General features: G+C 44.3%; 28 protein-coding genes. 4 read left to right on the top strand and 24 right to left on the bottom strand.

From position 1 onward, the window contains the following. Positions 1-11: 11 nt before the first annotated feature. A complete protein-coding gene (locus K339_RS0119280; protein ID WP_051398121.1) occupies positions 12-542 on the bottom strand; it encodes a DUF2911 domain-containing protein in 531 nt (176 codons plus the stop codon). Positions 543-786: 244 nt separating this feature from the next. Here K339_RS0119280 and K339_RS0119290 point away from each other — a divergent pair, with 244 nt between their 5' ends. The 3 genes from K339_RS0119290 (at position 787) to K339_RS0119300 (ending at position 4,758) form a co-directional block, all read left to right on the top strand. After that, positions 787-2,193, top strand: a complete 1,407-nt coding sequence (locus K339_RS0119290) for a glycoside hydrolase family 88 protein (protein ID WP_028525067.1) — start codon at positions 787-789, stop codon at positions 2,191-2,193. A 101-nt stretch (positions 2,194-2,294) separates the two neighbouring features. Continuing rightward, entirely contained in the window at positions 2,295-3,743 is a 1,449-nt protein-coding gene (locus K339_RS0119295) for an oxidoreductase (RefSeq protein ID WP_028525068.1), read from the top strand. A 244-nt stretch (positions 3,744-3,987) separates the two neighbouring features. Then, entirely contained in the window at positions 3,988-4,758 is a 771-nt protein-coding gene (locus K339_RS0119300) for a 3-ketoacyl-ACP reductase (protein ID WP_028525069.1), read from the top strand. A gap of 177 nt (positions 4,759-4,935) precedes the next feature. On the opposite strand, the gene K339_RS38015 is transcribed toward K339_RS0119300, so the two are convergent. The 14 genes from K339_RS38015 to K339_RS0119375 form a co-directional block, all read right to left on the bottom strand. Then, positions 4,936-5,061 carry a hypothetical protein gene (locus tag K339_RS38015; protein WP_262506074.1) on the bottom strand — a complete coding sequence of 42 codons (126 nt, stop codon included), beginning with the start codon at positions 5,059-5,061 and terminating at the stop codon, positions 4,936-4,938. A gap of 171 nt (positions 5,062-5,232) precedes the next feature. Further along, a complete protein-coding gene (locus K339_RS0119310) occupies positions 5,233-5,766 on the bottom strand; it encodes a hypothetical protein (RefSeq protein ID WP_028525070.1) in 534 nt (177 codons plus the stop codon). A 25-nt stretch (positions 5,767-5,791) separates the two neighbouring features. Then, positions 5,792-6,286 (bottom strand): hypothetical protein, encoded by a 495-nt coding sequence (locus K339_RS0119315; RefSeq protein WP_028525071.1) that lies wholly within the window; start codon positions 6,284-6,286, stop codon positions 5,792-5,794. A 27-nt stretch (positions 6,287-6,313) separates the two neighbouring features. Next, entirely contained in the window at positions 6,314-6,502 is a 189-nt protein-coding gene (locus tag K339_RS34200) for a hypothetical protein (RefSeq protein WP_037301134.1), read from the bottom strand. Between the two features lie 381 nt (positions 6,503-6,883). Then, positions 6,884-7,783, bottom strand: a complete 900-nt coding sequence (locus K339_RS0119330) for a hypothetical protein (protein ID WP_028525073.1) — start codon at positions 7,781-7,783, stop codon at positions 6,884-6,886. 61 nt (positions 7,784-7,844) lie between these two features. Beyond that, on the bottom strand, positions 7,845-8,429 hold the full coding sequence (locus tag K339_RS38020; protein ID WP_028525074.1) for a collagen-like protein: 585 nt from the start codon (positions 8,427-8,429) through the stop codon (positions 7,845-7,847). A 13-nt stretch (positions 8,430-8,442) separates the two neighbouring features. Next, the gene (locus K339_RS0119340; protein ID WP_028525075.1) at positions 8,443-8,841 is read right to left on the bottom strand and encodes a hypothetical protein; all 399 of its coding nucleotides are present in this window, start codon (positions 8,839-8,841) and stop codon (positions 8,443-8,445) included. Between the two features lies 1 nt (position 8,842). Beyond that, on the bottom strand, positions 8,843-9,187 hold the full coding sequence (locus K339_RS0119345) for a hypothetical protein (protein ID WP_028525076.1): 345 nt from the start codon (positions 9,185-9,187) through the stop codon (positions 8,843-8,845). Between the two features lie 45 nt (positions 9,188-9,232). Next, on the bottom strand, positions 9,233-9,637 hold the full coding sequence (locus tag K339_RS0119350; RefSeq protein WP_028525077.1) for a hypothetical protein: 405 nt from the start codon (positions 9,635-9,637) through the stop codon (positions 9,233-9,235). 90 nt (positions 9,638-9,727) lie between these two features. Beyond that, positions 9,728-10,189: a hypothetical protein gene (locus tag K339_RS0119355; protein WP_028525078.1), complete on the bottom strand. Its 462-nt coding sequence runs from the start codon at positions 10,187-10,189 to the stop codon at positions 9,728-9,730. Positions 10,190-10,247: 58 nt separating this feature from the next. Further along, positions 10,248-13,022: a CHAT domain-containing protein gene (locus K339_RS0119360; RefSeq protein ID WP_051398122.1), complete on the bottom strand. Its 2,775-nt coding sequence runs from the start codon at positions 13,020-13,022 to the stop codon at positions 10,248-10,250. A gap of 3 nt (positions 13,023-13,025) precedes the next feature. Further along, entirely contained in the window at positions 13,026-14,876 is a 1,851-nt protein-coding gene (locus K339_RS0119365; protein WP_028525080.1) for a S8/S53 family peptidase, read from the bottom strand. A gap of 24 nt (positions 14,877-14,900) precedes the next feature. Further along, positions 14,901-15,614, bottom strand: coding sequence for a tetratricopeptide repeat protein (locus K339_RS0119370; protein WP_028525081.1), 714 nt, complete (start codon positions 15,612-15,614; stop codon positions 14,901-14,903). A gap of 13 nt (positions 15,615-15,627) precedes the next feature. After that, positions 15,628-16,227, bottom strand: a complete 600-nt coding sequence (locus K339_RS0119375; protein ID WP_028525082.1) for an RNA polymerase sigma factor — start codon at positions 16,225-16,227, stop codon at positions 15,628-15,630. 149 nt (positions 16,228-16,376) lie between these two features. Here K339_RS0119375 and K339_RS0119380 point away from each other — a divergent pair, with 149 nt between their 5' ends. After that, entirely contained in the window at positions 16,377-17,678 is a 1,302-nt protein-coding gene (locus K339_RS0119380) for a Gfo/Idh/MocA family protein (RefSeq protein ID WP_028525083.1), read from the top strand. Positions 17,679-17,730: 52 nt separating this feature from the next. Here the strand turns inward: K339_RS0119380 and K339_RS0119385 are convergent, their stop codons facing one another. The 9 genes from K339_RS0119385 to K339_RS0119430 all read right to left on the bottom strand — a co-directional run bounded on the left by K339_RS0119385 (position 17,731) and on the right by K339_RS0119430 (position 23,822). Continuing rightward, a complete protein-coding gene (locus K339_RS0119385; RefSeq protein WP_028525084.1) occupies positions 17,731-18,549 on the bottom strand; it encodes a DUF6597 domain-containing transcriptional factor in 819 nt (272 codons plus the stop codon). Positions 18,550-18,626: 77 nt separating this feature from the next. Then, positions 18,627-19,073, bottom strand: a complete 447-nt coding sequence (locus K339_RS0119390; RefSeq protein WP_028525085.1) for an ester cyclase — start codon at positions 19,071-19,073, stop codon at positions 18,627-18,629. A 131-nt stretch (positions 19,074-19,204) separates the two neighbouring features. Then, entirely contained in the window at positions 19,205-19,819 is a 615-nt protein-coding gene (locus K339_RS0119395; protein ID WP_028525086.1) for a DinB family protein, read from the bottom strand. Positions 19,820-19,836: 17 nt separating this feature from the next. Next, positions 19,837-20,610, bottom strand: a complete 774-nt coding sequence (locus K339_RS0119400; RefSeq protein WP_028525087.1) for a hypothetical protein — start codon at positions 20,608-20,610, stop codon at positions 19,837-19,839. 80 nt (positions 20,611-20,690) lie between these two features. Continuing rightward, positions 20,691-21,209: a DinB family protein gene (locus K339_RS0119405; protein WP_028525088.1), complete on the bottom strand. Its 519-nt coding sequence runs from the start codon at positions 21,207-21,209 to the stop codon at positions 20,691-20,693. A gap of 167 nt (positions 21,210-21,376) precedes the next feature. Next, positions 21,377-21,712 (bottom strand): DUF2853 family protein, encoded by a 336-nt coding sequence (locus K339_RS0119415; protein WP_028525090.1) that lies wholly within the window; start codon positions 21,710-21,712, stop codon positions 21,377-21,379. A gap of 86 nt (positions 21,713-21,798) precedes the next feature. After that, a complete protein-coding gene (locus K339_RS34210) occupies positions 21,799-22,512 on the bottom strand; it encodes a hypothetical protein (protein ID WP_157607661.1) in 714 nt (237 codons plus the stop codon). A gap of 39 nt (positions 22,513-22,551) precedes the next feature. Beyond that, complete coding sequence (locus K339_RS34215) at positions 22,552-22,983, bottom strand: gamma-glutamylcyclotransferase family protein (protein WP_064750992.1); 432 nt, start codon at positions 22,981-22,983, stop codon at positions 22,552-22,554. A 5-nt stretch (positions 22,984-22,988) separates the two neighbouring features. Continuing rightward, positions 22,989-23,822, bottom strand: coding sequence for a DUF481 domain-containing protein (locus K339_RS0119430; RefSeq protein ID WP_028525091.1), 834 nt, complete (start codon positions 23,820-23,822; stop codon positions 22,989-22,991). Between the last annotated feature and the right edge of the window lie 56 nt (positions 23,823-23,878).

A 23,878-nucleotide genomic window follows, 5' to 3' on the forward strand; every position in this document is an offset into this window, starting at 1 on the left:
AACATTCAAGGTTACTGATTTACACTAAAAGCTACTTCTACATTTTCCCACAATAGCGAAACCTTGCCTTTGGGAGAAATGGTATAAAGCAGCTTTTCGTTGAATTGCGACGATTTTTTGGGTTGGACACTCACGCGCAATGCATCCTGTTTTTCGTCGTACTTAAAAGCTCCCCATTGAGCCGCTACTTTGTTGAAAATGAGCGTCCATTTCCCCTCGCTAGGAATGACAAAGAAACCGTATTTACCCGCAGGCAAAGTAGCGCCTTCGATGGTGACATCTTTGTCGATTTCAAATGTAGTAGCCTCGTTGGCACCCGCCCGCCACACTTGTCCGTAAGGCACCAATTCACCCCACACTTTACGGCCTTTGACCGAAGGCTGACCGTAGTTGAGACTCATTGTAATTCCGCCTACTTCCCGAGATATTTGAGCGGGCGGGCTAGGGCGTGTGCTTTTATCTTGGGCAAGGGTGTTGAAACCAAGAAAATAAACCAACGTAAAGGCAAAGAATGTCAGGCTGTTTTTTAGGTACGATTGCATAGCTTACAATAGATTTGAATGGTTAATAAAAATGACTGCGACAAAATTGCGGAACCCTTCAAAAACAACCCGTTCAAACGTGGTTCAAATTGGTGCAAGTTGATTCAAGGAAAACTGGGGAGAACTTTGTAGGAAACTCAAGTAGATTTTAGTCAAAAAACGGTTTATACTACTGACCAAAAAGAAACATTTCTGCTCGGAAAGCGGAACGTTTTCCTCGACTATTAACCGTTGACTATACCGAATGATTCAGATTAACTCCACCCTTACACCTTCTGATTTATCAGCTAAACTAAACGATTTCTGGGCGCTTTCGGCGCAAAAAATCCATTCAATCGCTGACCACTACGACGTCGCCAAAGGCTCACCTGTTTTTACCGTACAAGGTCAATACACCACGCGTGGCTGGACCGAATGGACGCAAGGCTTCCAGTTTGGGTCGGCTATTTTGCAGTTTGACGCCACTGGCGATGAAGCGTTTTTGGACTATGGCCGCAAAAATACGCTCTCGGTCATGGCACCGCACGTGAGCCACATCGGCGTACATGACCACGGATTCAACAACGTCAGTACCTACGGAAACTTACTGCGATTGATGCACGAAGGAAAAATCCCTTTTAATGAGTGGGAGAAAAATTTCTACGAATTGGCCCTGAAAATTTCGGGTGCGGTGCAAGCCAGCCGCTGGACGACCATCAAAGGCCGCGACGGCAGCCCGAGTGGCGGGTTTATTCACTCATTTAATGGGCCTCATTCGTTGTTTGTCGATACCATTCGCTCGTGCCGTGCCTTGGTGGTGAGTCATCAGTTGGGGCACGTATTTCAAGGCGAAAACGATATTAAAATAAACCTCCTCGAACGCGCACTCCAACACATCAAAGCCACGGCTGATTATGCGGTGTATTACGGTGAAGGTCGCGATTCGTACGATATGTGGGGACGCACCGCCCACGAAAGTGTTTTTAATACCAAAGATGGAAATTATCGTTGCCCCAATTCTCAACAAGGTTACACAGGATTCAGCACTTGGACGCGCGGCTTGGCCTGGGCGATGTGTGGGTTTCCTGAGCAGCTGGAAGCACTCGCGAGCATTTCAGATGCAGCATTGGAGCCGTTGGGAGGGCGCGCCACTATTGAAGCGATGATGCTCAAAGCAGCCCGCGCTACTTGCGACTTTTTTATCGAACATACACCTACCGATGGGGTGCCCTATTGGGATACGGGTGCGCCGAATTTACACAAACTAGGCAACTACCTCGACCGTCCTGCCGAGCCTATCAATGACCACGAACCCGTCGATAGTTCTGCGGCGGCCATCGGCGCACAGGGGTTGTTACGTTTGGGTAAATATTTGATGGATAGAGGGGGCGCCGAAGGCGGGGGTGAGGTTTACTGGCAAGCGGGATTGACCGTTATGAATACGTTGTTACAAACGCCCTATCTAAGTACCGATGCTGCACACCAAGGGTTATTGTTGCACTCGATTTACCACCGTCCAAACGGCTGGGACTACGTACCAGAAGGTAGTAAAATTCCGTACGGTGAGTCGAGTATGTGGGGCGACTATCACATTCGTGAAGCGGCATTGTATTTACAGCGCATTATTAACAACGAGCCGTACTACGCCTTTTTAAACTGTGTAAAGCCCTAAGGTCAGACGGCAGTCAGACCCCAGACGAGCATAAGCGATAAAGAGTCCTGTCTGACTATCGTCTGACAGCTAATCCAGTAAGCACGAACCACAAATCTCCCATGAGCAGCGGAAAATATAAACCCAAATATACCCGAGTCGCCCAGTTAAAAACAGCGGCTGATTTAAAGAAACATTTAGAAACTAGCCAAGTTGATTTGGCTTTTGACGAAACCCTATTACCCCCTTCCGAAAGTCCCTTTGGGAAGAAAATAGCCCTCAAATCAGGTAAAACGATTGGCAACAGTCTGTGTATTTTACCCATGGAAGGCTGGGATGGAACCCTTGACGGAAAACCTTCTGAATTTACGAAAAACCGTTGGGTGAAGTTTGCCGTCAGTGGCGCCAAATTGCTGTTTGGTTGCGAAGCCGTAGCGGTGTGCCATGAGGGTAAAGCCAATCCTAATCAGTTGGTGATGAATGAAGCAAACTTTGAGGAGTTTGTTCAATTACGTCAATTGATTTTGGACAAACACCGTGAGAAATTTGGCACGACCGACGACCTAGTGATTGGTCTGCAACTCACGCACTCGGGTCGTTTTTGCAAACCCAATAGCCACAAAAAATTTGAGTCGAAGATTTTGTACTCGCATCCATTCTTGAACAAAAAATTTGGCATGGAAGCCGACCATCCCGTATTGACGGACGATGAAGTCGATGAAATCATTGACATGTACGTAAAAGCGGCGGTATTGGCCCAAAAAGCAGGTTACGATTTTGTGGATATAAAGCATTGTCACGGCTACTTGGGACACGAGTTTTTAAGCGCTATCGACCGCGACGGTAAGTATGGAGGTAGCTTTGAAAACCGTACCCGCTACTTACGTAACATCGTGGCGGGCATCAAAGAGGCTGCGCCAGGGTTGGAAATGGGGATTCGTTTGAGCGCGTTCGATTTTGTTCCGTTCAAAAAAGGCTTTCAAGACCAAGGTGAACCTGAGCAAATGGAGGTGTATCCGTACGCATTTGGCGGGCAAAAAGACGGGCTTTCCATTGATTTAGAAGAACCCAAAGCCTTCTTGAGATTAGCGCAAGAGCTTGGTATTCAGTTGATATGCGTAACGGGAGGGAGTCCCTATTACACACCTCACCTTACCCGTCCTGCGTTGTTCCCGCCTTCGGATGGTTACTTGCCTCCAGAAGAGCCGTTTACGGGGGTGAAACGCCAAATTGACGTAACGGCAGGACTGAAAGCCGAATTTCCTGAATTGGTGATTATTGGTTCTGGGTACTCGTATTTGCAAGAATGGTTGCCGAATGTCGCGCAGTATGTGTTGCGTAATGGTATGGCCGATAGCGTGGGTTTTGGACGGATGGTGCTTTCGTATCCTTCGATGCCCGATGATATGATTCAAGGAAAAAGTCTAACGCGTAACCTCATTTGCCGTACTTTCTCCGACTGCACTACGGCTCCGCGCCACGGCTTGATTTCGGGATGTTTTCCTCTTGATCCATATTACAAAAAACGCCCCGAAGCCGAGGAGCTAAAAACGATTAAAGAGGGGTTGTAGGGAAATTTTAGTGCAATTAGTTTAAAACACATAGAAAACATAAAATGACTAAGTATTCTATGTGTTTATCCTGTATCAGGTTAAACGCATTAAAAAGAAAGAAGCCTCAGCGAGGCGAAATCTTAGTAGAAAAGGAGGGGCAAAGACCATCACAAAGCCCCATCGGGGTGACATCTTTCACCGATCATCGGCTGCCGCGATGGGGCTTGGGGGATTACTTATTTACCTTATACCCAGCAGGGCTATGAAAAAAACAGCGTTTGTCACGGGCGGAAGCCGTGGAATAGGTTTGGGGATTGCGGAGCATTTAGCCCAAAAAGGATTTGATTTGGCGATCAATGGAGTCCGCGATGAAGCAGCGGTCAGCGATGTCTTGGAACATCTGCGAACGTTGGGGGCCGAGGTCATCTATTGTCAGGGAGATATTGCTTCGGCGGAGGCGCGTGCTAGTATGTTGGCCAAAATAAAAAGCCATTTTGGCCAACTCAATGTATTGGTCAATAATGCGGGGGTTGCCCCAAAAGTTCGGGCTGATATTTTGGAAGCCACCGAAGAAAGCTTTGATTATGTGCTCAATACCAACCTAAAAGGAACGTATTTTCTGACGCAGGCCGTAGCCAATTGGATGGTGGAACAAAAGCAGTCAAACGCTGATTTTGAAGGAAGCATCATTACCATATCGTCAATTTCGGCAACAGTAGCGTCGGTTAATCGTGGTGAGTACTGTGTGGCGAAGGCAGGTTTGGGAATGATGACACAGCTGTTTGCGGCTCGATTGGGAGAGGTGGGCATACCTGTCTATGAGGTACGCCCAGGAGTTATCAAAACCGATATGACGTCGGGCGTGGCGGCCAAATACGATAAACTTATCGCAGAGGGGCTTACGGTGCAGCCTCGCTGGGGCTATCCCGATGATATCGGCAAAGCAGTGGCAGCCATTGCCGAAGGGGCTTTTCCGTACTCAACGGGGCAAGTATTTGTCATCGACGGAGGGTTGACGTTGGCAAGGTTGTAAAAGCCTTGCTAATATTGGTATTCGTAAAATACTTTCGTGCCGTCACTTCGTTGAATAGTCATTCGAGATATACGTCCGTTGGTGTCAAATGCATAAGAAAAGTCGAGGGTAAGGGTGCCAGACGAGGCACCTGAGGCCGCGTTAATGATTATCTTTTTGACCAAATTGGCGCTGTATTTACCTAAAGGAATAAGTGCCAATAAACAGCTGATCAATAGCTACTTTGACAGAGGTAGGTTGGGTATTGGTTGCTACAGGAGGAGTAATGTCGACCAACGCAATGAGTAAAAATGGTGCTTTCATAGAAGTAAAGATAGAAACGTTTTTGGAGGACTATTTCTAACTAAAACGCTCTATGAAAGCGAGTTAGTGTAGGGGGGAGGAGAAAAAATGTTAATTGTCCGACGGGGTACTTCTTGCGCCTGTGTTAACCAAGAAAAGAATAGGCAACTCATAGGGTAAAAGTTTTATCTATTATTTAGTGGCATTGATAATAAACGTTCCGTAAGAGGCATCAGTCGCCGAGGTAATGCGGGGGAAATTGGTAATGCCAAAGCCAAAAGTAGCAGCCCAACCCAGTGCTTCTTGCGCTCTTTCACGAGCAGTAGCACCCGTGATTACATTGTCAGACGTAAGAGTTAAAGAATTGTTGTTGAGGGTATAAGAGAAACTTACTACGTCTTCGTTCGTAGTTTGGTCCATAAAAACAACCTTCTTTATGCCATTGATTTTTTCGTGCCGATATTCATAAGTGGCGTTTCCCATCGTAACAGTTCCTGTACTGAAATCCAGAAAATTATTGGAAATACGAGTCGTTGTGCCTCTCTGATTATACGAGCCGTTGGCGGTGTAGCGCAGCTCCAGTTGGATATTGTTCATCTTGTAGGTACCCAGCAGTGGCCAAGCGGCTTCAACGGCTTTTTGAAATAAGCCGCAGCTTGTGAGCGTAGTAGTGAGTAAAATGGCGACTAATGAGGTAGTATGAATAGGCCGAATGAAGGTCTTCATTGTATTTTTTATCTTGAAAAATGATTTAGTGTAATTTTTCTAGGATAGCTTCAAAAAAAGCAAACATGTTTTCTGGGTGCTCGGTATGTACATTGAGGCAAAGCTGCCATAAGCCACCTTCGGCAGGGAGTTTGCCCAAGACTACCGTAAAAATTTGGTATTCACCCTCGGTTGTCTCTGTGTGTGCCACAATTCCCATTTGGTGAATATGAAACCATACCCGTGCGCTCGTGCCTGCCACTTCTTTGTACCGTTGGGTCTTGAAAATAGCTTGATAGCAGCCATCTTCTGTTAAATCAAACAGAAAGCAGGCCAATCCGCCACTTAAACAATGGTCGAAACAATTGAGCGGATAGGGACCCCAGTGCGCTCGATTGAAAGCCGTGTAATATTCGCTGACGTTGCGTAACAACAAGTGAGATTGAGCCGAAACAGGATATTGTACACTTGACATGGCTACGGGCGTAGCTTTTTCACCACACCCCTGTAAATCGGGAGTGAATTTTTGTAGTGTTTGCATGAGAGTAGGTGCTCAAAGAAAATTTGATTAAAAAATAGTAGTTATTTGTACGGGTGATACCCCCTCAGCTATCAGTTGAACTTTAACAAATAGTTCATCTTGGTGCGGTTTGGGAATTCGGTGTGTGATTGGCGGAGGGCCAATTGGAATAAATTCTCTTAATGGATCTTCGTTCAATTTTGATTCAAGTACTAATTTCTCTTCTACAAAATCCATCTCAGTTGTTGTTGGAGTTAGGGCTTTCTGATATACAACTGAACCCACAATAGAAAGTGCCGATGTAGATAACGCGCCGTTTCCACCGCTAAAATCAAAATCACCTATGGCGGTATCCCAGCGTAGCCATGGAGGAAATTGGCGTGCGTCATCAACGTCTATGCCAGGTCTATCTGTGCCAAAAAGCGTTATTCGAGCCTGAAATTGATTTCCGATTTCCTATGGTGCAAACTTGAATTTTGCCGATACTTTTATCTTTCTGCACGATTCTTGGTTGCTGTTCTGTACCTGATCATTACCGATGACCATAGATACATTTTCTACTTTTGCCATGATTATAAATGTGTAAGAAGTGAAAAATTGATTGGAGGTAAAACATTATTATTCCTCACAGTTGAAATAAGAATAAGTCGTTTTGGAGGTGTTGTTAGTAACCCACGTACCAGTACTATTTCTGTAAGAGAATGTTTGAGATACTACCGTAGGATACCCTTTTCGATTCAAAACATATCCATAATTACTTTCGGACTCTTTGATAAAACTATTGTTCGCTTGCCTTTTGTAATACGTAGATTGTTTAATCAGGCCATTGGGTGAAATATTCTTTATTTCATCTGGAAACCCCTTGAAAAAATTGTTAGGAATCGCATTTAAAGGCTCTAAACCATCTTGATAGGTGTATTCAATATATTCGGTTATTTTTCCTGTGTTATCATATTTTGTATATAAAGTGTTTCTACCCCTACTATCATAGTCGTAGGTTTGATAGCTTCTGTCTCCTTGTATGATTCTGATGACACGCCCATTATCATACTGAAAGGGTTGTGTTATAGTGCCATCTTCATTTCTAAAATAAGAAATCTGCTTGCCATTGTTATAGTTTAGTATGATGGTATAGCGAGTAGTTTTATGTGTATATTTCGACAGTTTTTGCTGGGTATCGTATTCATAGATGGTTTCTATATCTAAACTGCCCGCTGGATAGGTAATTTTTGATAGCAATCCATTCTTATATTCATACTTGATAGCCTTGCCGTCAGATCGTATTTCTTCAGTCAAAAATCCCTTTTTATCGTAAGTGTAGGTTGTCGAACCACCATTGCCTGAAAGCCGAACTAGATTATATTTACCATCATATTCATAAGTGGTTTGGTAATATCCATTTGTCAATAACTTACAAACCTTTTCGGGGGCAGGTTCTTTGTCGCTGCAACTGTTGAAACCTACGGTTATGGTACAGAGCACAAACCATGTAATGAATTGGTATAAAGGTGATTTCATTGTGGTAATAAGGTTGCTTGATTAAATTTTAGATTTTTACGAAGTTCAAAAGTGAAAAAACTTAATCAGGAAGGTTGAAGGCTTTTTGAACGGTTTTATAGTCTTGCCAAAACTCGGCAGAGTAGCGACCGTTGCGTAGAACAGTAGCAGGAACAACAACTATCTTGGCCGAAAACCGTGGGATGTCTGGAATCGATGCCCCAGTACTAATACTGTATCGTTGTAGATAAACGGTTGAATTGGCTCCTTTGTAAAAGGCGTAAAAACCAGGTCTATTTTCGGTAAAATTGTTAGCGCTGGGACCAATAATACTGGGTAAAGCAAAAGTCCATGATGAAGCGTTATTTCCTGGCCCAACATACATCATAATTAAAGAATTGGCTGTTGTAACTCCACTGGGTAAATTGGTAAGGGCATAGCCCCACTCGTACGGATTGTCAGTTCTGGTTGGTCCCGCAAACGTATATTGTATCACATTAGCCGTGCCTGTTTCGCCTTTTGGGCCAGTGGCACCAGTATCGCCTGTGGCACCCTTTTCACCTTGTGGCCCAGGTTCTCCCTGTGGGCCTTGGCATTGAGTAAATAAGAGACTACTGGTCAATAGCGTAGCAGCCACCGCTGTGCGGAAGATAGATTGTGTGTTCATTGTAATAAAGTGTTTAAACTGTTTCTATTTCGGTAAATCCTGTGTTGATTTTAGGGCAAATACGGCAGGCATCCGCCCCGTCTTGCATAAACCAGCGGCAGCTGTCTCGGATACTACAAGCGGGTAATGTAAATTGGCTAAGTGGCTCAACGTGTGCCAATTGACGGGCAATGTCGAGTACCATACAATGATGACCCGACCAATTGGCGCACCCTTTGGTAGCGCACGGACTGGCAAACCGAAAGCGCTGGCCAAGGTCGCGGCCTTGCGAGGCAGTTTCGATGAAGGTTTCGTCTATCTCTATACGTTGAGAGAGTAAGTTCACTTCTCCATTCTGCTTTACTACGCCTAGTAGTACCGCGCCAGCCTTTGGCTCGGCACTGGGACAAGTGGCTTTTTGGTCGGGTTTCATGTTAAAGTTTGTATTCTTTGATAGGTACAACTGTAACTAACTCCGAAGGCAGACCTCGTGCAATGATTTCATTGACTCTTAGTACTTGGTCTTTTCTGATTTGTTTCATAAGCTTAAACCCGAACCACCATCTTTTATCAAAGGCAAATTCTTTTGAACCTGGACCAACACCCATTGTATCCATTGGCTTTAATGCGAATACCTCATTATTCTTCAAAAAGCCACTATCTAACTTTGCCAAAAACTGCAAAGTAGTTTGTTGAAGGGCTTTTTCAAGCTCTTGGGCTTGTGGCTCTGTTAGGTCTATTCCTCCCAAATTGACCTCAAATTTTGGTGACTGAATCATTGTTTTGAATTTAAGAGTTATGGAATTGATTAAATGCTGGTGCTTTTACTGCTTTGTCCCAGTGAAACTGAAATTGGCAAAAGTTGGGCTTGATGTGTTGGTGAGCCGATAGCTCCCAGTGATATTGAGGGTGCTTCCATTGACGGTTACTTGGCCACTATAAGGAAATCCATTACGAGTTCCAGAGAATGTTCCATTAGGAAAACCTGTCAAGACCAATTGATAGCTTGAAGAGGTAATCCCTATTGATGATACGTATAGGCGGCCGTTGCTACTTGATGTCGTTATATTGGCACGGGCATTCTGAATGATGGTCGTGTTGTCTTGTACTGAGCCTACATAAGTCCCTGCCGCATTGGCGAGAGGGTCAGGGTCTTTTTTCTTGAATAAATTACACGAACTAAGTCCTAAACAGGCGATAGAAAATAAGAGCAGTGAAGCTGTTTTCATGTGTTTGGTAGTAAATACATAGTGAAATTTGTGCTATACACTCTTAGTCGCAGGCCGACATGGCGATGGAAACAATTCTTTTCATTTTTTTTAAAAAGAAGAAACCGACGACGGCCGTAGCGATAATCGGTGCAAGACAAATTCGGCAAAACCTCGTTCGTAGCGGCTGTACCCGTTTCTTCGTTGAGAGGTAAATGCCAAAATCTTCACTTCGGCAAAAGATGATTTTCTTTCGCCCGTTCGACGAAAAATTTCTAGGGTGTCTCGGTGGTTTTGGGCATCTACGTGAAGTTGTACCCCAAAAGAATCGCCTGAAGGCAATGTTTGTGGCAAAGTGTAGAAAGTACTGTCATCGGGCAAACGTACTTTTACCCAAACAGAATAGCGTGATTTTTTTGGTAAATAATCGTGTAGCGCAATTTTGTAGCTTTCTCCCACAATAAGGTCAGAAAGGCGCAGTTGATAAGCGTTGATGTCGTCCGACTGATAGGTCGATTGCGCATGGCTTGCCAAGGAACAAATGCTAAAAACAGTGATAAGTAGGGGCTTCATGATTGAAAAGTGGTTTTCAATCAGTTAGTCGAAGCAAAGTAAATTCAGGGAAACAAACTTATTTCTGTTTCCGCCACCACCAAATTCCACCCAAAACTCCCAGCCCCAATATCCCTAAACCCAAAACAATAAACTGCAAACCATCCATTGCCAAAGGGGTAGTGTCGCCGACCAATATCATGCCAGCCCATTGCGATGGTAGCGCATCAGCGGTTCCGCCTTTTTCTAACCAGTCGAGTTTGGCCTTTTGGAGGGCTTCGTCTTTGGGGAGGCCTTGGTCTAGGTAGTGGTAAAACAGTTTGGTGAGTTCGTAGGTTGGTTGGTCTTCTACGCTCCACAGCGTGGTGATGGTACTCGGAATACCCAATGCGGCAAAACCCCGGGCTAAACTAAATACGCCTTCGCCGCGCTGGTTTTGTCCCACGCCCGTTTTACAGGCCGAAAGTACCAACAATTGCGCAGCAAAGCGGTCGGCTTGCGTAAGTTCGGACAGACGTAATGCGGCATCGTGGAAGTACACGCGTGGCTCGACGGCGTCGGTGCTATCGGCATCAGCGTGGGTAAAAAGCTGAATGACTCGGGCGTTGGGGGCATCGTGCATAAACTGCGCTTTGGTAGCCTCTGTACTTTTTCGCAATTTCCCCCACCAAAATTTTTTGCCCACTTCTTCCAAAGCCGCTACCGAACCTTTAAGCGATGGTTGACGAAGCGACGGCTGAAACGTCTCAGGAGCAAAACCCACGAAGCTATGGTAAAATAGTTTGTCACCCTGACGTGAGGAAGGGGCTAAATCCGTATGGTTTTTTGCCAAGAAATTAGCCGAATACGTGTAGCTAATGGCGTGGTGTTTGAGCAGAAAATCGTTTTGATTTGGCTGGACAAGCAAGGTTTCAAAGGGCAAAAATACCCCATCTTGCGAGACAATCACGCGTGAGGCAGTTATTCCCAGTGGCTTCCACAACAGCGTATAAAGCCGATGAGCCAGCGCACAATACTGCGGATAATGAGCGTTGAGGCGGGAGCGGTCGGCACAAAGCGAAAGAAACTCGTTGGCAAGTGTTTGGTATTGGGCAGGATGAAGTGAAAGCCGAACAAGGCGCGCTTTTTTATCCAAGCAAAAGGCATAAATGGCACTATCGCCAACAAAATAAGAAATAAACGCCCGCTCTCCCTGCGAAGCGCCCATTCCAAGGGATGATTGTTGAAATTCGGCGGTTGTAACCGTGCTGTTGTCGTATTTGTAGCGGTAATAGGCGGGATTTGTCGATTCGAGCTGTTTACGAAAGGCTTCAAAATCGTCGTTAAATAGCTCCAAACGGCGTTGGATAGCCCCTCTTTTGGCATCGTTGGCAGGCAGACTAGCGAGTTGGTTTTGCAGATTGGCAATGCTGTCGCGGAGGGAACGTTGGCGTTTGGTGCTGGTTTCGGTGAGTTGCTGATTAGCTCCTAGTTCATTCAATTTGTCGGCGAGCAAAACAGCTTTTGATTTCTCAAAAAAACGAAACGCAGCTTCGGTATCGCCCGCTAAATAACAGGCTTCGATGGCGCGCTCGTACATGCCCCGCGTTTTTTGCCGCCAAAACAGCTTTGAACCTTCCCCCACGTGTTCGTAACGCATAAAATCAATCATGCTGTCGGCGAGGGCATAGGTTTTGAGGGCGTTTTGTAAAGCCCCCTTGCCCCCAATGGGGGTTTTTGAGTAATCGAGCCACGTGTCGGCTTTGTCTTGGATGAGGGAGTAGCAATATCTTTTTTGTGCGGAGATTTGGATTGTTTTAGCCGCAGGCAGGTCTGATATATTTGTTGGTTGAAAAGAAGAACTGAGCATAGAAAGCCCTTTTTGGAATTGTGAAAGAGCTGTTGGGTAGTCTTTTAATCGGACGTATGTTTTTCCTATGTGATTATACAAATTACTTTTATTAAACAGACTGTTGTCAATTTGAATGGCTTCATTGTAATATTCAATCGCTTTTGGATAATTTTTTGTGTCGTAATAATACAAGCCGATGGCATTAGGGAAATCAGATAAGTTTTGAGGTTTTTTCTTCGCTATTTCATACGCAAGCAGTAGCTCTTTAAGACCACTTTTAGGGTCATTCAGTTTTTCAAGTAGCCCGCCTAAAAGACGATGTTGAATAGCTTGAGAATAGATTTGTTCGGGATATTTATGAATGATTTTTAGTGACTTTTGTAAAATAGTAACGGCTTCGTTTAACTTCCCCAATTCTTCTAATGCCTGGGCTTTTTGGTGTAGAATTTTTGAAAGCGTAATTTCATCCTTATCCTCCAAGGCCATTTGCTCTCCTATGTTACTATGGTAAATGGCCTGCTCATAGTCACCTTGGGTAAAATGAACAAAAATTAGGTATAAATGAGCGTTGCTCACCCATTTTCGAGCGCTTTTAAGTTGTGCTCCTGTTTTTGTAGCGTTATCCAAAGCTTCTATGGCGAGTTGCCATTGGCCTGTTGCATTGTAATAAACCCCTAATCTATAGTAGGTTTTAGGTAAATCTGCTAAACGAAGATTTAGTTGTTTTTTCGTGTTTAAGACGATAGCCCGCTTAGAAATAGTTATTGCCTGCGAAATCTCTTTTTTGTAATAATAAACCAAAGCCAACTCTTGGAGGGCGTCAGTATAAGTAGAGTCTAGTGGGTATTGACATTTTTCCCATTTTTGAAACCACTTTTCTAATTGAGGTTGTTGAGCTATTTCTGGTTGGATACCACTGATTTTCTGTAAATTACTCCATAAAACAGCATAAGAGGGACATTGTGCCCCTCCTGTATTTGCTAAAATGATGGAAAACAGAAATATAATAACTCTTTTGTTCATACATTAATGCTCTGTATTAACCAGCATAAGGCGTCCGTTATTAACTGTGCTCCTTAAAGTATCACTTTGTCTTCCTGAAGAAAGTAAGTCAATTAAAGAATTGCGATTTCCGTTATAAGGAAGGTGTACTGTCATCATGGCCGAAGTATAAGCGGTTGCAATAGAGGTACCTGTAAAAGTTTCAGAACCGCTATAGAAAGGTGATGGCAGTTCATCTGTTTCTATATCTGAATTGCCGACAGCTAAATGCACGACCTGAGGTGATATATTGTTGGTAGAGAGCCAGTTAGTGTCCCTGATTATAGATAAGTTTTGGGGAGACGCCAGCAATGTTAAAGCGGGGAGATTTAAGATAGCTTGACGTATACTAGGGGCAAGGTTCTGTTCATAATTCGTTGGAGAGTTGTTCCGATTTACTAGATAAGGGATAGTCGCAGTTCCAACAGTAATCATCTTGTCTATTGAAAAGCAAGCAGGATATTTCTTATTAGAATCCAAATTAACATCTTCATTACCTGCTGCTGATGCTATCCAAATACCTAAACTCGCGATTTCTTGAAATTTTTCTTCTAAAAAATTTAGTTCTTGACTTCCTTCTAAGAAAGACCCTACAAAACTAGCATTAAGAGCTTGAATATTTAGACCAGCTTTTTTTTGTCCTATAACATAGTTCAGTCCACATAATAAATCAAAAAAAGTGCCAAAACCCGCAGCATTAAAGACTTTTACTGGTAATACAGGCCAATTATTCTTTTGATTAATAATAGCCGAGATAATAGTGCCATGCCGTCCTACTTGGGGTTTGCAACACCCAGCTTCATCAATTTCATCTACTAAATTGTCATCGTAAGGGGTATTTATGATATCTTCTCTTGTCAATTCCATATTCTGGATTTTTTTGAAAACTTCACTATAGAATCCAAAGGCTATATTGTTTGGATCATAATCTAAAATAGCCGCTTTATAGACTTTTAAATAGTCTGTAACCGCGTTATAACCTAAACTATCGCTTTCTAATCCGCAGGTCAGAAAGGGATTTGCAACCTTAAAATCAATAAAATTGCCTGACTTATCTTGGTAAGAAGCTCCTTGCGTGCTAAATTTTAATCCTGTATCCAAGACTGCTATACAATTAGTATCAGACGTTATACCATTCTTGTATTCATTAGTTTGAGTTACAACTTGTAGTTGACTTGGGTAAATACGGGTAATTTGAGAAGGTGAATATTCTGTGGCAGATTTAATTGGGTCGCCAGGGTCTCCAGCGGGGTCGGGGCTTATGATTAGGTTAGTTAGTTGGTCAAATTGATATGTAATTTGCGACAAGGAGTTTATCCCTCTTATACTATCAATTTCAGCAAAAGGCGGGATTTGGTCATTGTCTTCCCATTCAATAAGTACTATGGTTGTCTCATCACCATCAGCATCCTTACCATTGGGGCATTCGCCAGCACGTACTACTTCGGCTGTATATCTAGGTTGTTCGAATAGAAATCCAAGGCATCCTTTGGGTTGCTTGAACGAGATAGAAATTTGGATTATATCAATACATTTCTTTCCATCCTTCACATTGCATTTAGATATCGTACTTTTTTCTTTTAAAGTATTATAGTCAGATGTTTTGAGAATGAGTATTTTCTGGTTTTTTACAGCGGATTGCCCATCTTTGGTTATATCAACAGGAGATAAAAAGCCATTGAAATTGTTTTGTTTATGCCCTTGAGGGGAGGGGAAACATACTGAAATTTCGGCTGGGGCTGTGATGCGGATATCAGCTAGGTCGATTTCTTGTATTGGGTCTTGAGGATTGTACTCTCTTCTATCAACGAATTGAATTTTAATAGGCGCTGCCATAGAGAAAAAGGGTTATTATTAACATCACTCCACTTCCTTCCATCCCTCCAATTTATCCCTCTTTACCTCGTTGAGCAAATTTTGCGCGGACTTTTGAGTTAACGGTTCATTTTTCATCAAAAGCGCGAGCGCTTCGTAAAATTTGCCAGGATTTGAGACCAAATCGGTGCGGGTGCCAAGGCGGTGAAAGTGTTCAATGGCTTGGTCGTATTCCTTGAGGCGAAGGGAAACAAGACCCGCATTTTTTTCTGCTTCGGCATTCGTGCTGTCGCGCTGGAGGAGTGCTTCAAAGATAACCTTGGCCTTTTGTAAGTTGCCTTCATTGTAACTTAGGATGCCCAACTGAAGACTGTCGGCCTCGGCATTCCCCAGTTTGAGCCCTTCGAGTGTCGAAAAATTAGTTTCAACGTACATTTGCGCCCATGCTTGGGTGTAATTGCTCTCACCAACCGACTTTCGGAGCCATACGTACCAGCCAATCCCCAAACATAAAACCACCGATGCTGCCGCACTCAACGCATAATAGAGGCTACGACGGCCTTTTTGTTGGAGCTGTTGCCCTAGCTGCGTCAACTCTTCCTTGCGCCGAGCGCGCGCTTCTGCCTGAGCTGCCGCCCGCGCTTGTACCCAAAAAGCAACTTCTTCGGCCAAAGCGGGATTGCTTTTGAGTTCTTGCTCAAATTGTATTCGCTCTGCTTCCGAAAGTGTATGATTAAAATACGCTTCTATCTGTTCCATAAAATATAGCCCCCTAACCCCCGATGGAGGATTTGTACTTTTCTTTTAATTTCTCTAAACATCTTAGTCGGCTTGTCTTGGCTACTGCGGCGGAGTTGTAGCCCATCGTTTGGGCAATTTCTTCGTCGGTGTACCCTTCACCCCACGCCAAAATCATCTCACGACACTTGTCGCCCAGTGCCCGTAAGCGCTGCTGCAAGGTTTCTATTTCACTTTCCACAATGAGTTTTCGCACCGCCGACTGCGTTTCGTCGGGCAGCCAAGCGAGCGCATCCTCCAACCCAATGCTGTTGGTATGAACCTCTGCTTTGTTAGTCGTGTTTTTTCGGATACTATCAACACATTTATTCGTAAATATCTGAGTTAGATAGGTTTTTAACTCCGAACGTCCTTCAAAACGACGACTGATGACGTGTTCAATGACTGTCAAAATAGCATCAGAATATGCACTCTCGGCATCGTCTTGGCTGATTTTGTGTTTGTAACAGGCTTCCCGAACGAGGTAGTGGTATTTTTCGTACAGTTTATTTTCATAGAGCCGCCTTTGGGTAGTTCCTGCTTGAAGACCTTGCAGGAGGGCGTCATCTTTCAAGACTTTATTAAAAATAAACATTCAGGTAGGGATAAGTGGATTTGCTTTCACTAAAGTGATAAACGATTTCCAGAAAAACAAGTATTTCTTTCCCCGAATAGCCTTACTGTGCGTAGCTGCTGTACTTCTTTCAAACGATCACGCAGTTCATTTCAAACCCTTGACCTCCAATGAAACACACACCTTTTTCTCGTCGTTCTTTTATCAAGACGGCGGCAGTGGGCACGGCTTCGTTGTCCTTTCCAACTATTATCCCTGCCAGTGCTTTTGGCGCCAATGACCGCGTGCGCGTGGCCGTTATCGGTATCAATGGCCGTGGAAAAGACCACATATCTGGCTTTTCAAAATTACCCAACGTAGAAGTGGCTGCCTTGTGCGACGTGGACAACGTGGTGTTGCAAGAAAGAGCGGCCGATTTTGAGAAAAAAAACAACAAAAAAGTCAAGACGTTCCAAGATTTGCGGAAGGTCTATGAAGATAAAGACATCGACGCCGTCAGTATCGCTACCCCCAATCACTGGCACGCGTTGGCGGCGATTTGGGCGTGCCAAGCGGGGAAGGATGTCTATGTCGAAAAACCAGGCTGTCATAACATTTATGAAGGACGCAAGCTCGTAGAAGCCGCGACCAAATACAATCGGATTGTGCAGCACGGCGTGCAGTTGCGCAGTTCGGTGGCCATGCAAGAAGCCATCAAACACCTCCGCGAAGGACTGATTGGGAATGTCTATATGGCGCGGGCGTTGATTTACAAATGGCGTCCCGATATTGGTAACCAACCCACGTCGCCCGTGCCTGCGGGGCTAGATTGGGATTTGTGGCAAGGCCCTGCCCAAGCCCGTGCTTTCAGTAAAAATTACGTACACTACAACTGGCACTGGTTTTGGGACTATGGCAATGGCGACATTGGCAACCAAGGGATTCACGAAACCGACCTCGCGTTGTGGGGCTTGGATGTGGGACTGCCCGAAGAAATTACGTCGGCAGGTGGAAAGTTTTTGTGGAATGACTGTAAAGAAACGCCCGAAACGTTGACGTCAACCTACATTTATCCCAAACAAAAAAAGGTAATTGAGGTGGAAGTTCGCCCGTGGATGACCAATAAAGAAGATGGCGTGGAAGTCGGAAACTTGTTTTACGGCGATAAAGGCTACATGGTTATCAACGGTTACAACGACTATAAAACGTATTTGGGGAAAGAGCGTACGCCAGGCCCTGCTCGCAAAGAAGGCGGCGACCATTACCAAAACTTTATTGATGCTGTGCGTGCCCACGACAAAAAACTCTTGAATGGTCCCGTGGAAACGGCGCACTTGTCGGCTTCATTGGCGCATTTGGGTAATATTGCTTATCGTCTCGACCGCAAACTGAAGTTTGACCCAACTGCCGAAAAGTTTGTGGGAGACAAAGAAGCCAACGCGATGCTTTCGCGTAAGTACCGGGCTCCGTTTATTGTGCCTGACAAAGTGTAAAATCGTTGATTTAGAATACCAAAAGCCACCCCACGGTTCAGTTGGGGTGGCTTTAATTTTTGAGATAATTGGCCAGTTCTGTGTTATTTTTTACGTAAAGCGAAGGGGCTTTTCCGATAAATTCAGTAAAATCTTTGATAAAATGCGATTGGTCGTAGTAGCCATAATGATAAATAAGGTCTTGCCAATCGTCTATTTTCCAGCGTTTTTGGGCTAATTCGTTGCACAAATGCCCCACCCGACGAATGCGAGTGTAGTATTTAGGACTGACGCCTACTTTTTGCAAAAACTTCCGTTCAAACTGTCGGCGGCATACGTAAAGCTCGCTGATGACATCGTTGATGTTGATAAGTCCGCGTTTATCCACAATCAGGTTCGCGGCAAAGTCAGTACGGTCGGCAACGGGGTTTTTACGGAGAAATTGCACGTTGACAAATTGCTCCAGTAGCGCCAAACGCTCACTGTGCGATGCCGCATCTTCTATTTTATCGCTGTATTCATCCACGCATTTTCCCAGCACATCACGCAGGTTGGTGCGCTCGTCCGAAAACTCATACATCGGCATCCCAAACAGCGTATGTAAGCCCGCAGGCCGAAATACGATACCCACCATGCCAATTTGCCCCGAAAGCTGTAACTGATAACTTTTGGTGGCTTGCCCCGTTAGGAAATTTTTCGGTACGAGCCCGCCGTTTAGTTTTTGGGAAGTAACGCGGTAGGGAGTGCCATAATTAAAGACAATCGACGCAAAACCCGTCGGCGGAGATTCAATAGCGATTGCTTTCGACAGGGTTTTACTGTATTCCCAAATGTAGAAACATTCGACAAAAGACTGTAAATGTGCAGGTGGAGGAAACTTTCGGTAAAACATGGGCTAGGCACGATTTACCGAAAGTTAAGAATTAGTGGAAAAAACCTCAAAAACAACAACTATTATTTATCGAACGGTTAAGCGCCCGTCAATTGGGCCACAAAATTTTCGTGATTCCAATTGATACTTAAATCCGTGATTTTGTCATTTTCATCAAAACGAAAAACGAAAATATGGTCACTGTTGAATTTCAATCCCTTGCTAGGAAGCCCCATAAATTCTTTTTCTTGCGTTCCAAAAATCGCGACTTTGCAAGTAACAGCATCGTCTTCGGAATACATACTATCAACGGTGTTGTCAATGTCGGGAAAGCAATCCATTAGTAAACTCCATACTGCCTTACCAAATTCGCGGAATAATCCCTTTCCGTCTTCGCCCAGCGGCTGAAACCATACGGTTGCTTCGGGCGTGGCAAGGTTAATCATACGTTCGGTATCAAGGTCTTGATAGGCAGAAAAAAATTCGATGCAAGTACCTTTGCGGGTCAGTTCCGCGATTGATTCGGTCGTCTTTGTTGTTTCCATCTTTTTTATTGTGAGGGTTGGAATGAGTTATTAAGCAGAATTAGACAAGACTTTCCAAGTTGTAGGTTTATAGTATTGATATTCAGTAGCTTAGTAAGCTTGGAAAGTCTATTTTTGCACAGATACTTAAGTTATTTCGGGTAATTAGGATGCGTTTTTACTTTACGGATTTGGCGTAAGTGGCGATCGACGTGTCCCCATTGAAAAATCAACACTTGGTGCATATTTCGGGGGTTGGGAGTACCCGTAAATTCAAAATGTGCCCGCAAATCAGCTTGAGTACTTTCAATAAAGGCAAGATTGATGGCGTGGTTTTGCAAAAAGAAAGTCAAGTTCTTTCTGCCATCAATAAATCCCGTTGGCTTCGTGAAGTCGGGAGAAGTGTGTTTAGCTTCTTCCATGATAAACTCATGGTAATAGCTGTCGGGGCGGCTCGTAGCGTTAAGTTCAGGCGTGGGTTTATTCCGAACCCCAATGCTGATTTCACGGTTCCAAATAATTTCCCACAGGGCCAAATGCTCCACAATTTCACCGATAGACCAGCGGTCGGCCGACTCGTGAAACGCCCATTGCGCTGGGGTAAGGTTTTGAGTTTCTTTGACCAACTCATCCCGCGTGCGTTTCATGTTGTCGAGTGTGTACTGACGGTCAGTAGGGGTCCACAATTTAGCTGCCGTATTTTCTTGTGCTTGTAAAAATGCAACAGTTGTTGCTACTAAAAATAAACAGGAAAATAGTGTTTTCATAGAAAATAAGGAGTTGTTTAGTTCGCTTTTGCAAATACTTCTCTTAGTTTTCCTTCCCAGCCTTCCTGGATCAGCTTGCCGTCTTTGAGCGTAATTTTATGCGTTTCGGTTTTTCCTCGTCTCGACATATTCCAGCTCCATAGTTCGTTGGTTTCAGTAAGTGTTTGTCCATCAAACTGATAGCGAGCTACCCCGCCTCCATCAAACTTTTTATTGACTGCGTCGTAATAAGCAAAAACAACCAGCGGATAGGAGAAGATTTTGACCACAGAAAAACCTTTGTATTTGCCTTCCCCAAAGCGACTTGTACCACCCCAGTAGCCTTCTTGCATCAACCAAACGCCTTCCAACGCATCGTTTTTGAGTGGCTCCGAAGCATTTAGGCGCGTCCTTACTTCGTTGACATCGTAGTTAGGCCATTTGACGGAGTTCATTTTTCCGTATTGATGGTATTCTTCTTTGCTGACTTTGTAATTCATGGTGTAAACACTACCCACGGCGGTAGAGTCCCACGAGTAGTAGTCCACGTATTCGTTGTATTTGCCATTTTTTAAGTCGTATCGTCCACCACAGATTCCGTTTAGTTCCTTATTGCCAGGTCGAAGTTTTGCGTTAAACCAATACCCATTTTTAAACACCTTAACGTCGAGGCTTTCGTCGGAGATTGTCCATTCTTTGGCGTCACCGTATTTCTTTTTTGTCATTTTAAACGAACCATTCAGCGCTTCAACGGGGTCGTCGCCGACAAAAGAAAAACAAACAGGAAGGAAAAGTAAAAGCAACTTTTTCATGTCTCTTTGATAATGAGGGTGATTATAATGACACAAAACTATGGCTGCTTTTATGACTGTGATTGTAAAAAAGCGACTTTCTAAAACAACCCTTCAGCTGGCGGTTTAATGCCTTTGAGGCGGAGATAAATGGTCGTTTGTCCACGGTGGTGACATACGTGCTCAAACGATTTTGCAAAAACACTTTCAACCGTTAATTCTTGTCCAAAGACTTTCACTTTTTTCTCAAAATCAGCATCGGGTACGCCTTTCAGTGCCTCAATGGTGAAATCAATGCTTTGCATGACCGTTTTGGTGACGGTAGCTTTTGAGTGATCGGCTGATTTCTCGGCCGAACCTTGGTACGGGCTGGCTTTTCCACTGGCGGCAGAAGCAAAGGCGAAGTTGGCGTCGGCAATGTGCATCATCTGCTGGGCATACGTACGAATCTCTGGCGTAGGTTTAAAGCCATAACCATCGTCGGGCATGGCGGCTAGGTATTCGGTCATAAATTTTTTGCCTCGTTCCCAATCGGCTAGCAGACGAGACTTGGCGCTTTGGGCATAACTAAGTTGGCCTAACAAGGCGAATACAGACAGCAGTAATAGTGACTTTTTCATGGAATTGGTACGTTTTAAATGTAATGGTAAAAATACTGGGTCGCATCTTTTCGTCATTGTAAAAATGCGACATCTTGTTAGAAAAGGATTTGGGGAGTTATTTACAACAACAGGGCCGACTTTCGTAAAAGTCGGCCCTGTTGTTGTCAGATTAAAACAAAAGTGTTTTAGGAATAGATAGCTTCTTTTCCGAATTTTTTCACCAAAAGATAGTAAACCACCACGCGGAGCTTGCGGTTTATGCCTTTGAGCGTTGCCATGGTTTCGGCAATGGCAGCATCGAGTTCGGGGCCATCGGTCAAGCCCAATTTTCCAATCAAGAAGTTTGTTTTTACGCGCTCAAGCTCTTCGGGGTCAGAGGCAGCGACCAATGAAGAATCTAAGTTGTAAATCGAAGGGCCTAAGCCTTTTGCTACGGCAGAGACAAGCGCTTCGTCAGCGGCAACTCCCACACCCGTAAGTTGTTCGATAGATTTCTCTACTACTTCGGCAAATGCACTCATGGTAATAAAGTCTTTTTGTGGTTAAATTGAATTAGGATATACAAATGAATCGAATAATCGGAAAAAGCTTTGAAAAGTACAACTATTTAGTGCCTTTTTTTGATTCTTTTGTAAACATTCCAGCATTGGAGTACTTCGTAGGTAAGGTCGTAGTCGGTCGATAAGAGCAAAAACTCTTCGGAGAAGTCGCAGAAATACCGAAAACGCTCCAAATTTTCGCCACTTAGGTCGGTAGCCTGTCCTGCAATCATCCCAAAACGGTAATTGGCCAAGTCGCGGCGGCGTTTTTCTTGCATGAGCATTGCTACTTTGCGGTCTTCTTTGGCCGATTTACTAAACAACTCATACAACAACGTAATGGGCGACTGGGCCATGGATACAGCTTCTCCAAACGATAAATTCTTTTTGGCCTCGGGTTCGGCGAGGACTTGTTTGATTTCCTTTTCGAGTTGCTGCTCGCGTTTGGTGGCCACCCTTACTTCGGGGAGTTCAATGGCTTTGTCCAGTTTTTTTAAGCGAAAGACGATTTCGTCGGCATTTCCATTCCAACGAAAAGCCCCCCGCTCGTGGGTGAGGCTGGCAATCTCAATCGAATCTCCCACCGAAGCATCCAAAAAGAACACGCCTTCTTTATTGGTGCGGGTCATGTCGCGGTTTTTGAGGTTGGTAATGGTCGCTAAATTTACTCCTTTACCCGTAGCGGAATCCAACACTTTACCCAAAACATATCCCTTTTGGGCAAAGGTTTGTCCAGTTAATATACAAAAGAAGAAGAAGCAATAATATTTAAAGTGATTCACAGGTATAACAGGGACGGAAATAGACTTAACGCCTGAAAGTTACAAATGTTGTTTGTTGTCTAAAAGCCATTGGCGATAATCGCCGTGCTTAATTTGGACAAAAGCGTCTGTGGGTTGGCAATACAGATAGGACCAAGCGAGTTGTACCTGCCCAGTTTCGAGTAAAACAGGAATAGGTTCGCGTACGTATTCGGGCTGAGAATCATGAATGCCCTCATAGTAGTCGAGGCTGGGAATAACGGCGTTAAAGTCTGAAATTTCCCAAACTTCCCCGTAAACAATGCCTTTATAATGAGGGAGAAACAGGGCGCCAGGGTAACTTCCCAAGTCGAAAAGCTTACCCGTAAACGAGGCTTTTCCTTGCCAATGGGCGTTTTTGCGTAACTTTTTTGCAAACGGATTGGTGAATCCCTGCATGAGGGTGCCGTAAACAAATAGGAGCGAAGTGGAAACCGATTGATTAGTAGTCATGTAGGCTAGTTTTCAATGGAAAGCCCAAACGTCCAGCGAAAATCGTTTGATTGCCGTCCTGGCACAACGTAGCTTTCGTAGGCATCTTCAAATTTTGTGCGCAGGCTAATGTTTTTGTTTAAGCGATAGGCCAAAACGAGGGTGCTGCTCCAGCGAAAATTGTTGGGCATCGAAATCGCAGGTTGTAAAAACAACACACTATTGATGGTAAAACGTCCCGACGACCCAGGGGAAAATTCTCCAAAAAAGCGAGTCGAATTTCGCCATACATCAATGTCGGTACGTTCGAGAAAATCGGTATTTTCGTGTAGAATCAAATTGGTTATCGAAAGATAAGCGCGTTTTTTCTGAATGATTTTTACCCCGACACCCGCGCCTTGCGACCAGCGGTTGTTGATGTGTCGCAAATTACTGCGTTCCCAAGCTACAAAACCCAGCCCATAAACGATTTTTTGGTGCCAAAGCGAAGCGCGTAAATCGGCGTTAAACTCTCGTTCGGTGAGCTGGCCGCCTTGTTTTCCATAGACAAACGACGGGCTACTTGATAGCTTAAATTTGGAATTAGGTTTCCAATCCAACGCACTCGAAAATTGCAAGAGCAAGCGCTGAACGTTACCCGTCGAAGCGGTTCCGTCAGCGTTAAACTTTTGGTAAAAATGATTACTGCTGTCTTGATCGGCCTCAGCGACGGCATAGTTGGGGTCTTCGTCCTCTTCATCGCCCGTCGAAGTTGCAGGCTGAGTAGGTGGCGCTGTTTGTAAAGTATCAGGGACTTGGGCAAAAGAAGGCTGTGAGTACAGCCCTAAAATGAGTAGGGGAAAATAAATGATACGATTCATGTAGCTCAAAGATTGACTACAAAAGTAACTCAAAACTTGAAAGTTGGGTTGCACTT

Source organism: Runella limosa DSM 17973, assembly GCF_000482465.1.
GTDB classification, from domain to species: Bacteria; Bacteroidota; Bacteroidia; order Cytophagales; family Spirosomataceae; genus Runella; species Runella limosa.

What these genes read in the sequence shown, in the direction of transcription:
- K339_RS0119280 (WP_051398121.1), bottom strand. Translation starts at nt 542, where the DNA reads ATGCAATCGTACCTAAAAAACAGCCTGACATTCTTTGCCTTTACGTTG.
- K339_RS0119290 (WP_028525067.1), top strand. Translation starts at nt 787, where the DNA reads ATGATTCAGATTAACTCCACCCTTACACCTTCTGATTTATCAGCTAAA.
- K339_RS0119295 (WP_028525068.1), top strand. Translation starts at nt 2,295, where the DNA reads ATGAGCAGCGGAAAATATAAACCCAAATATACCCGAGTCGCCCAGTTA.
- K339_RS0119300 (WP_028525069.1), top strand. Translation starts at nt 3,988, where the DNA reads ATGAAAAAAACAGCGTTTGTCACGGGCGGAAGCCGTGGAATAGGTTTG.
- K339_RS38015 (WP_262506074.1), bottom strand. Translation starts at nt 5,061, where the DNA reads ATGAAAGCACCATTTTTACTCATTGCGTTGGTCGACATTACTCCTCCT.
- K339_RS0119310 (WP_028525070.1), bottom strand. Translation starts at nt 5,766, where the DNA reads ATGAAGACCTTCATTCGGCCTATTCATACTACCTCATTAGTCGCCATT.
- K339_RS0119315 (WP_028525071.1), bottom strand. Translation starts at nt 6,286, where the DNA reads ATGCAAACACTACAAAAATTCACTCCCGATTTACAGGGGTGTGGTGAA.
- K339_RS34200 (WP_037301134.1), bottom strand. Translation starts at nt 6,502, where the DNA reads ATGGATTTTGTAGAAGAGAAATTAGTACTTGAATCAAAATTGAACGAA.
- K339_RS0119330 (WP_028525073.1), bottom strand. Translation starts at nt 7,783, where the DNA reads ATGAAATCACCTTTATACCAATTCATTACATGGTTTGTGCTCTGTACC.
- K339_RS38020 (WP_028525074.1), bottom strand. Translation starts at nt 8,429, where the DNA reads ATGAACACACAATCTATCTTCCGCACAGCGGTGGCTGCTACGCTATTG.
- K339_RS0119340 (WP_028525075.1), bottom strand. Translation starts at nt 8,841, where the DNA reads ATGAAACCCGACCAAAAAGCCACTTGTCCCAGTGCCGAGCCAAAGGCT.
- K339_RS0119345 (WP_028525076.1), bottom strand. Translation starts at nt 9,187, where the DNA reads ATGATTCAGTCACCAAAATTTGAGGTCAATTTGGGAGGAATAGACCTA.
- K339_RS0119350 (WP_028525077.1), bottom strand. Translation starts at nt 9,637, where the DNA reads ATGAAAACAGCTTCACTGCTCTTATTTTCTATCGCCTGTTTAGGACTT.
- K339_RS0119355 (WP_028525078.1), bottom strand. Translation starts at nt 10,189, where the DNA reads ATGAAGCCCCTACTTATCACTGTTTTTAGCATTTGTTCCTTGGCAAGC.
- K339_RS0119360 (WP_051398122.1), bottom strand. Translation starts at nt 13,022, where the DNA reads ATGAACAAAAGAGTTATTATATTTCTGTTTTCCATCATTTTAGCAAAT.
- K339_RS0119365 (WP_028525080.1), bottom strand. Translation starts at nt 14,876, where the DNA reads ATGGCAGCGCCTATTAAAATTCAATTCGTTGATAGAAGAGAGTACAAT.
- K339_RS0119370 (WP_028525081.1), bottom strand. Translation starts at nt 15,614, where the DNA reads ATGGAACAGATAGAAGCGTATTTTAATCATACACTTTCGGAAGCAGAG.
- K339_RS0119375 (WP_028525082.1), bottom strand. Translation starts at nt 16,227, where the DNA reads ATGTTTATTTTTAATAAAGTCTTGAAAGATGACGCCCTCCTGCAAGGT.
- K339_RS0119380 (WP_028525083.1), top strand. Translation starts at nt 16,377, where the DNA reads ATGAAACACACACCTTTTTCTCGTCGTTCTTTTATCAAGACGGCGGCA.
- K339_RS0119385 (WP_028525084.1), bottom strand. Translation starts at nt 18,549, where the DNA reads ATGTTTTACCGAAAGTTTCCTCCACCTGCACATTTACAGTCTTTTGTC.
- K339_RS0119390 (WP_028525085.1), bottom strand. Translation starts at nt 19,073, where the DNA reads ATGGAAACAACAAAGACGACCGAATCAATCGCGGAACTGACCCGCAAA.
- K339_RS0119395 (WP_028525086.1), bottom strand. Translation starts at nt 19,819, where the DNA reads ATGAAAACACTATTTTCCTGTTTATTTTTAGTAGCAACAACTGTTGCA.
- K339_RS0119400 (WP_028525087.1), bottom strand. Translation starts at nt 20,610, where the DNA reads ATGAAAAAGTTGCTTTTACTTTTCCTTCCTGTTTGTTTTTCTTTTGTC.
- K339_RS0119405 (WP_028525088.1), bottom strand. Translation starts at nt 21,209, where the DNA reads ATGAAAAAGTCACTATTACTGCTGTCTGTATTCGCCTTGTTAGGCCAA.
- K339_RS0119415 (WP_028525090.1), bottom strand. Translation starts at nt 21,712, where the DNA reads ATGAGTGCATTTGCCGAAGTAGTAGAGAAATCTATCGAACAACTTACG.
- K339_RS34215 (WP_064750992.1), bottom strand. Translation starts at nt 22,983, where the DNA reads ATGACTACTAATCAATCGGTTTCCACTTCGCTCCTATTTGTTTACGGC.
- K339_RS0119430 (WP_028525091.1), bottom strand. Translation starts at nt 23,822, where the DNA reads ATGAATCGTATCATTTATTTTCCCCTACTCATTTTAGGGCTGTACTCA.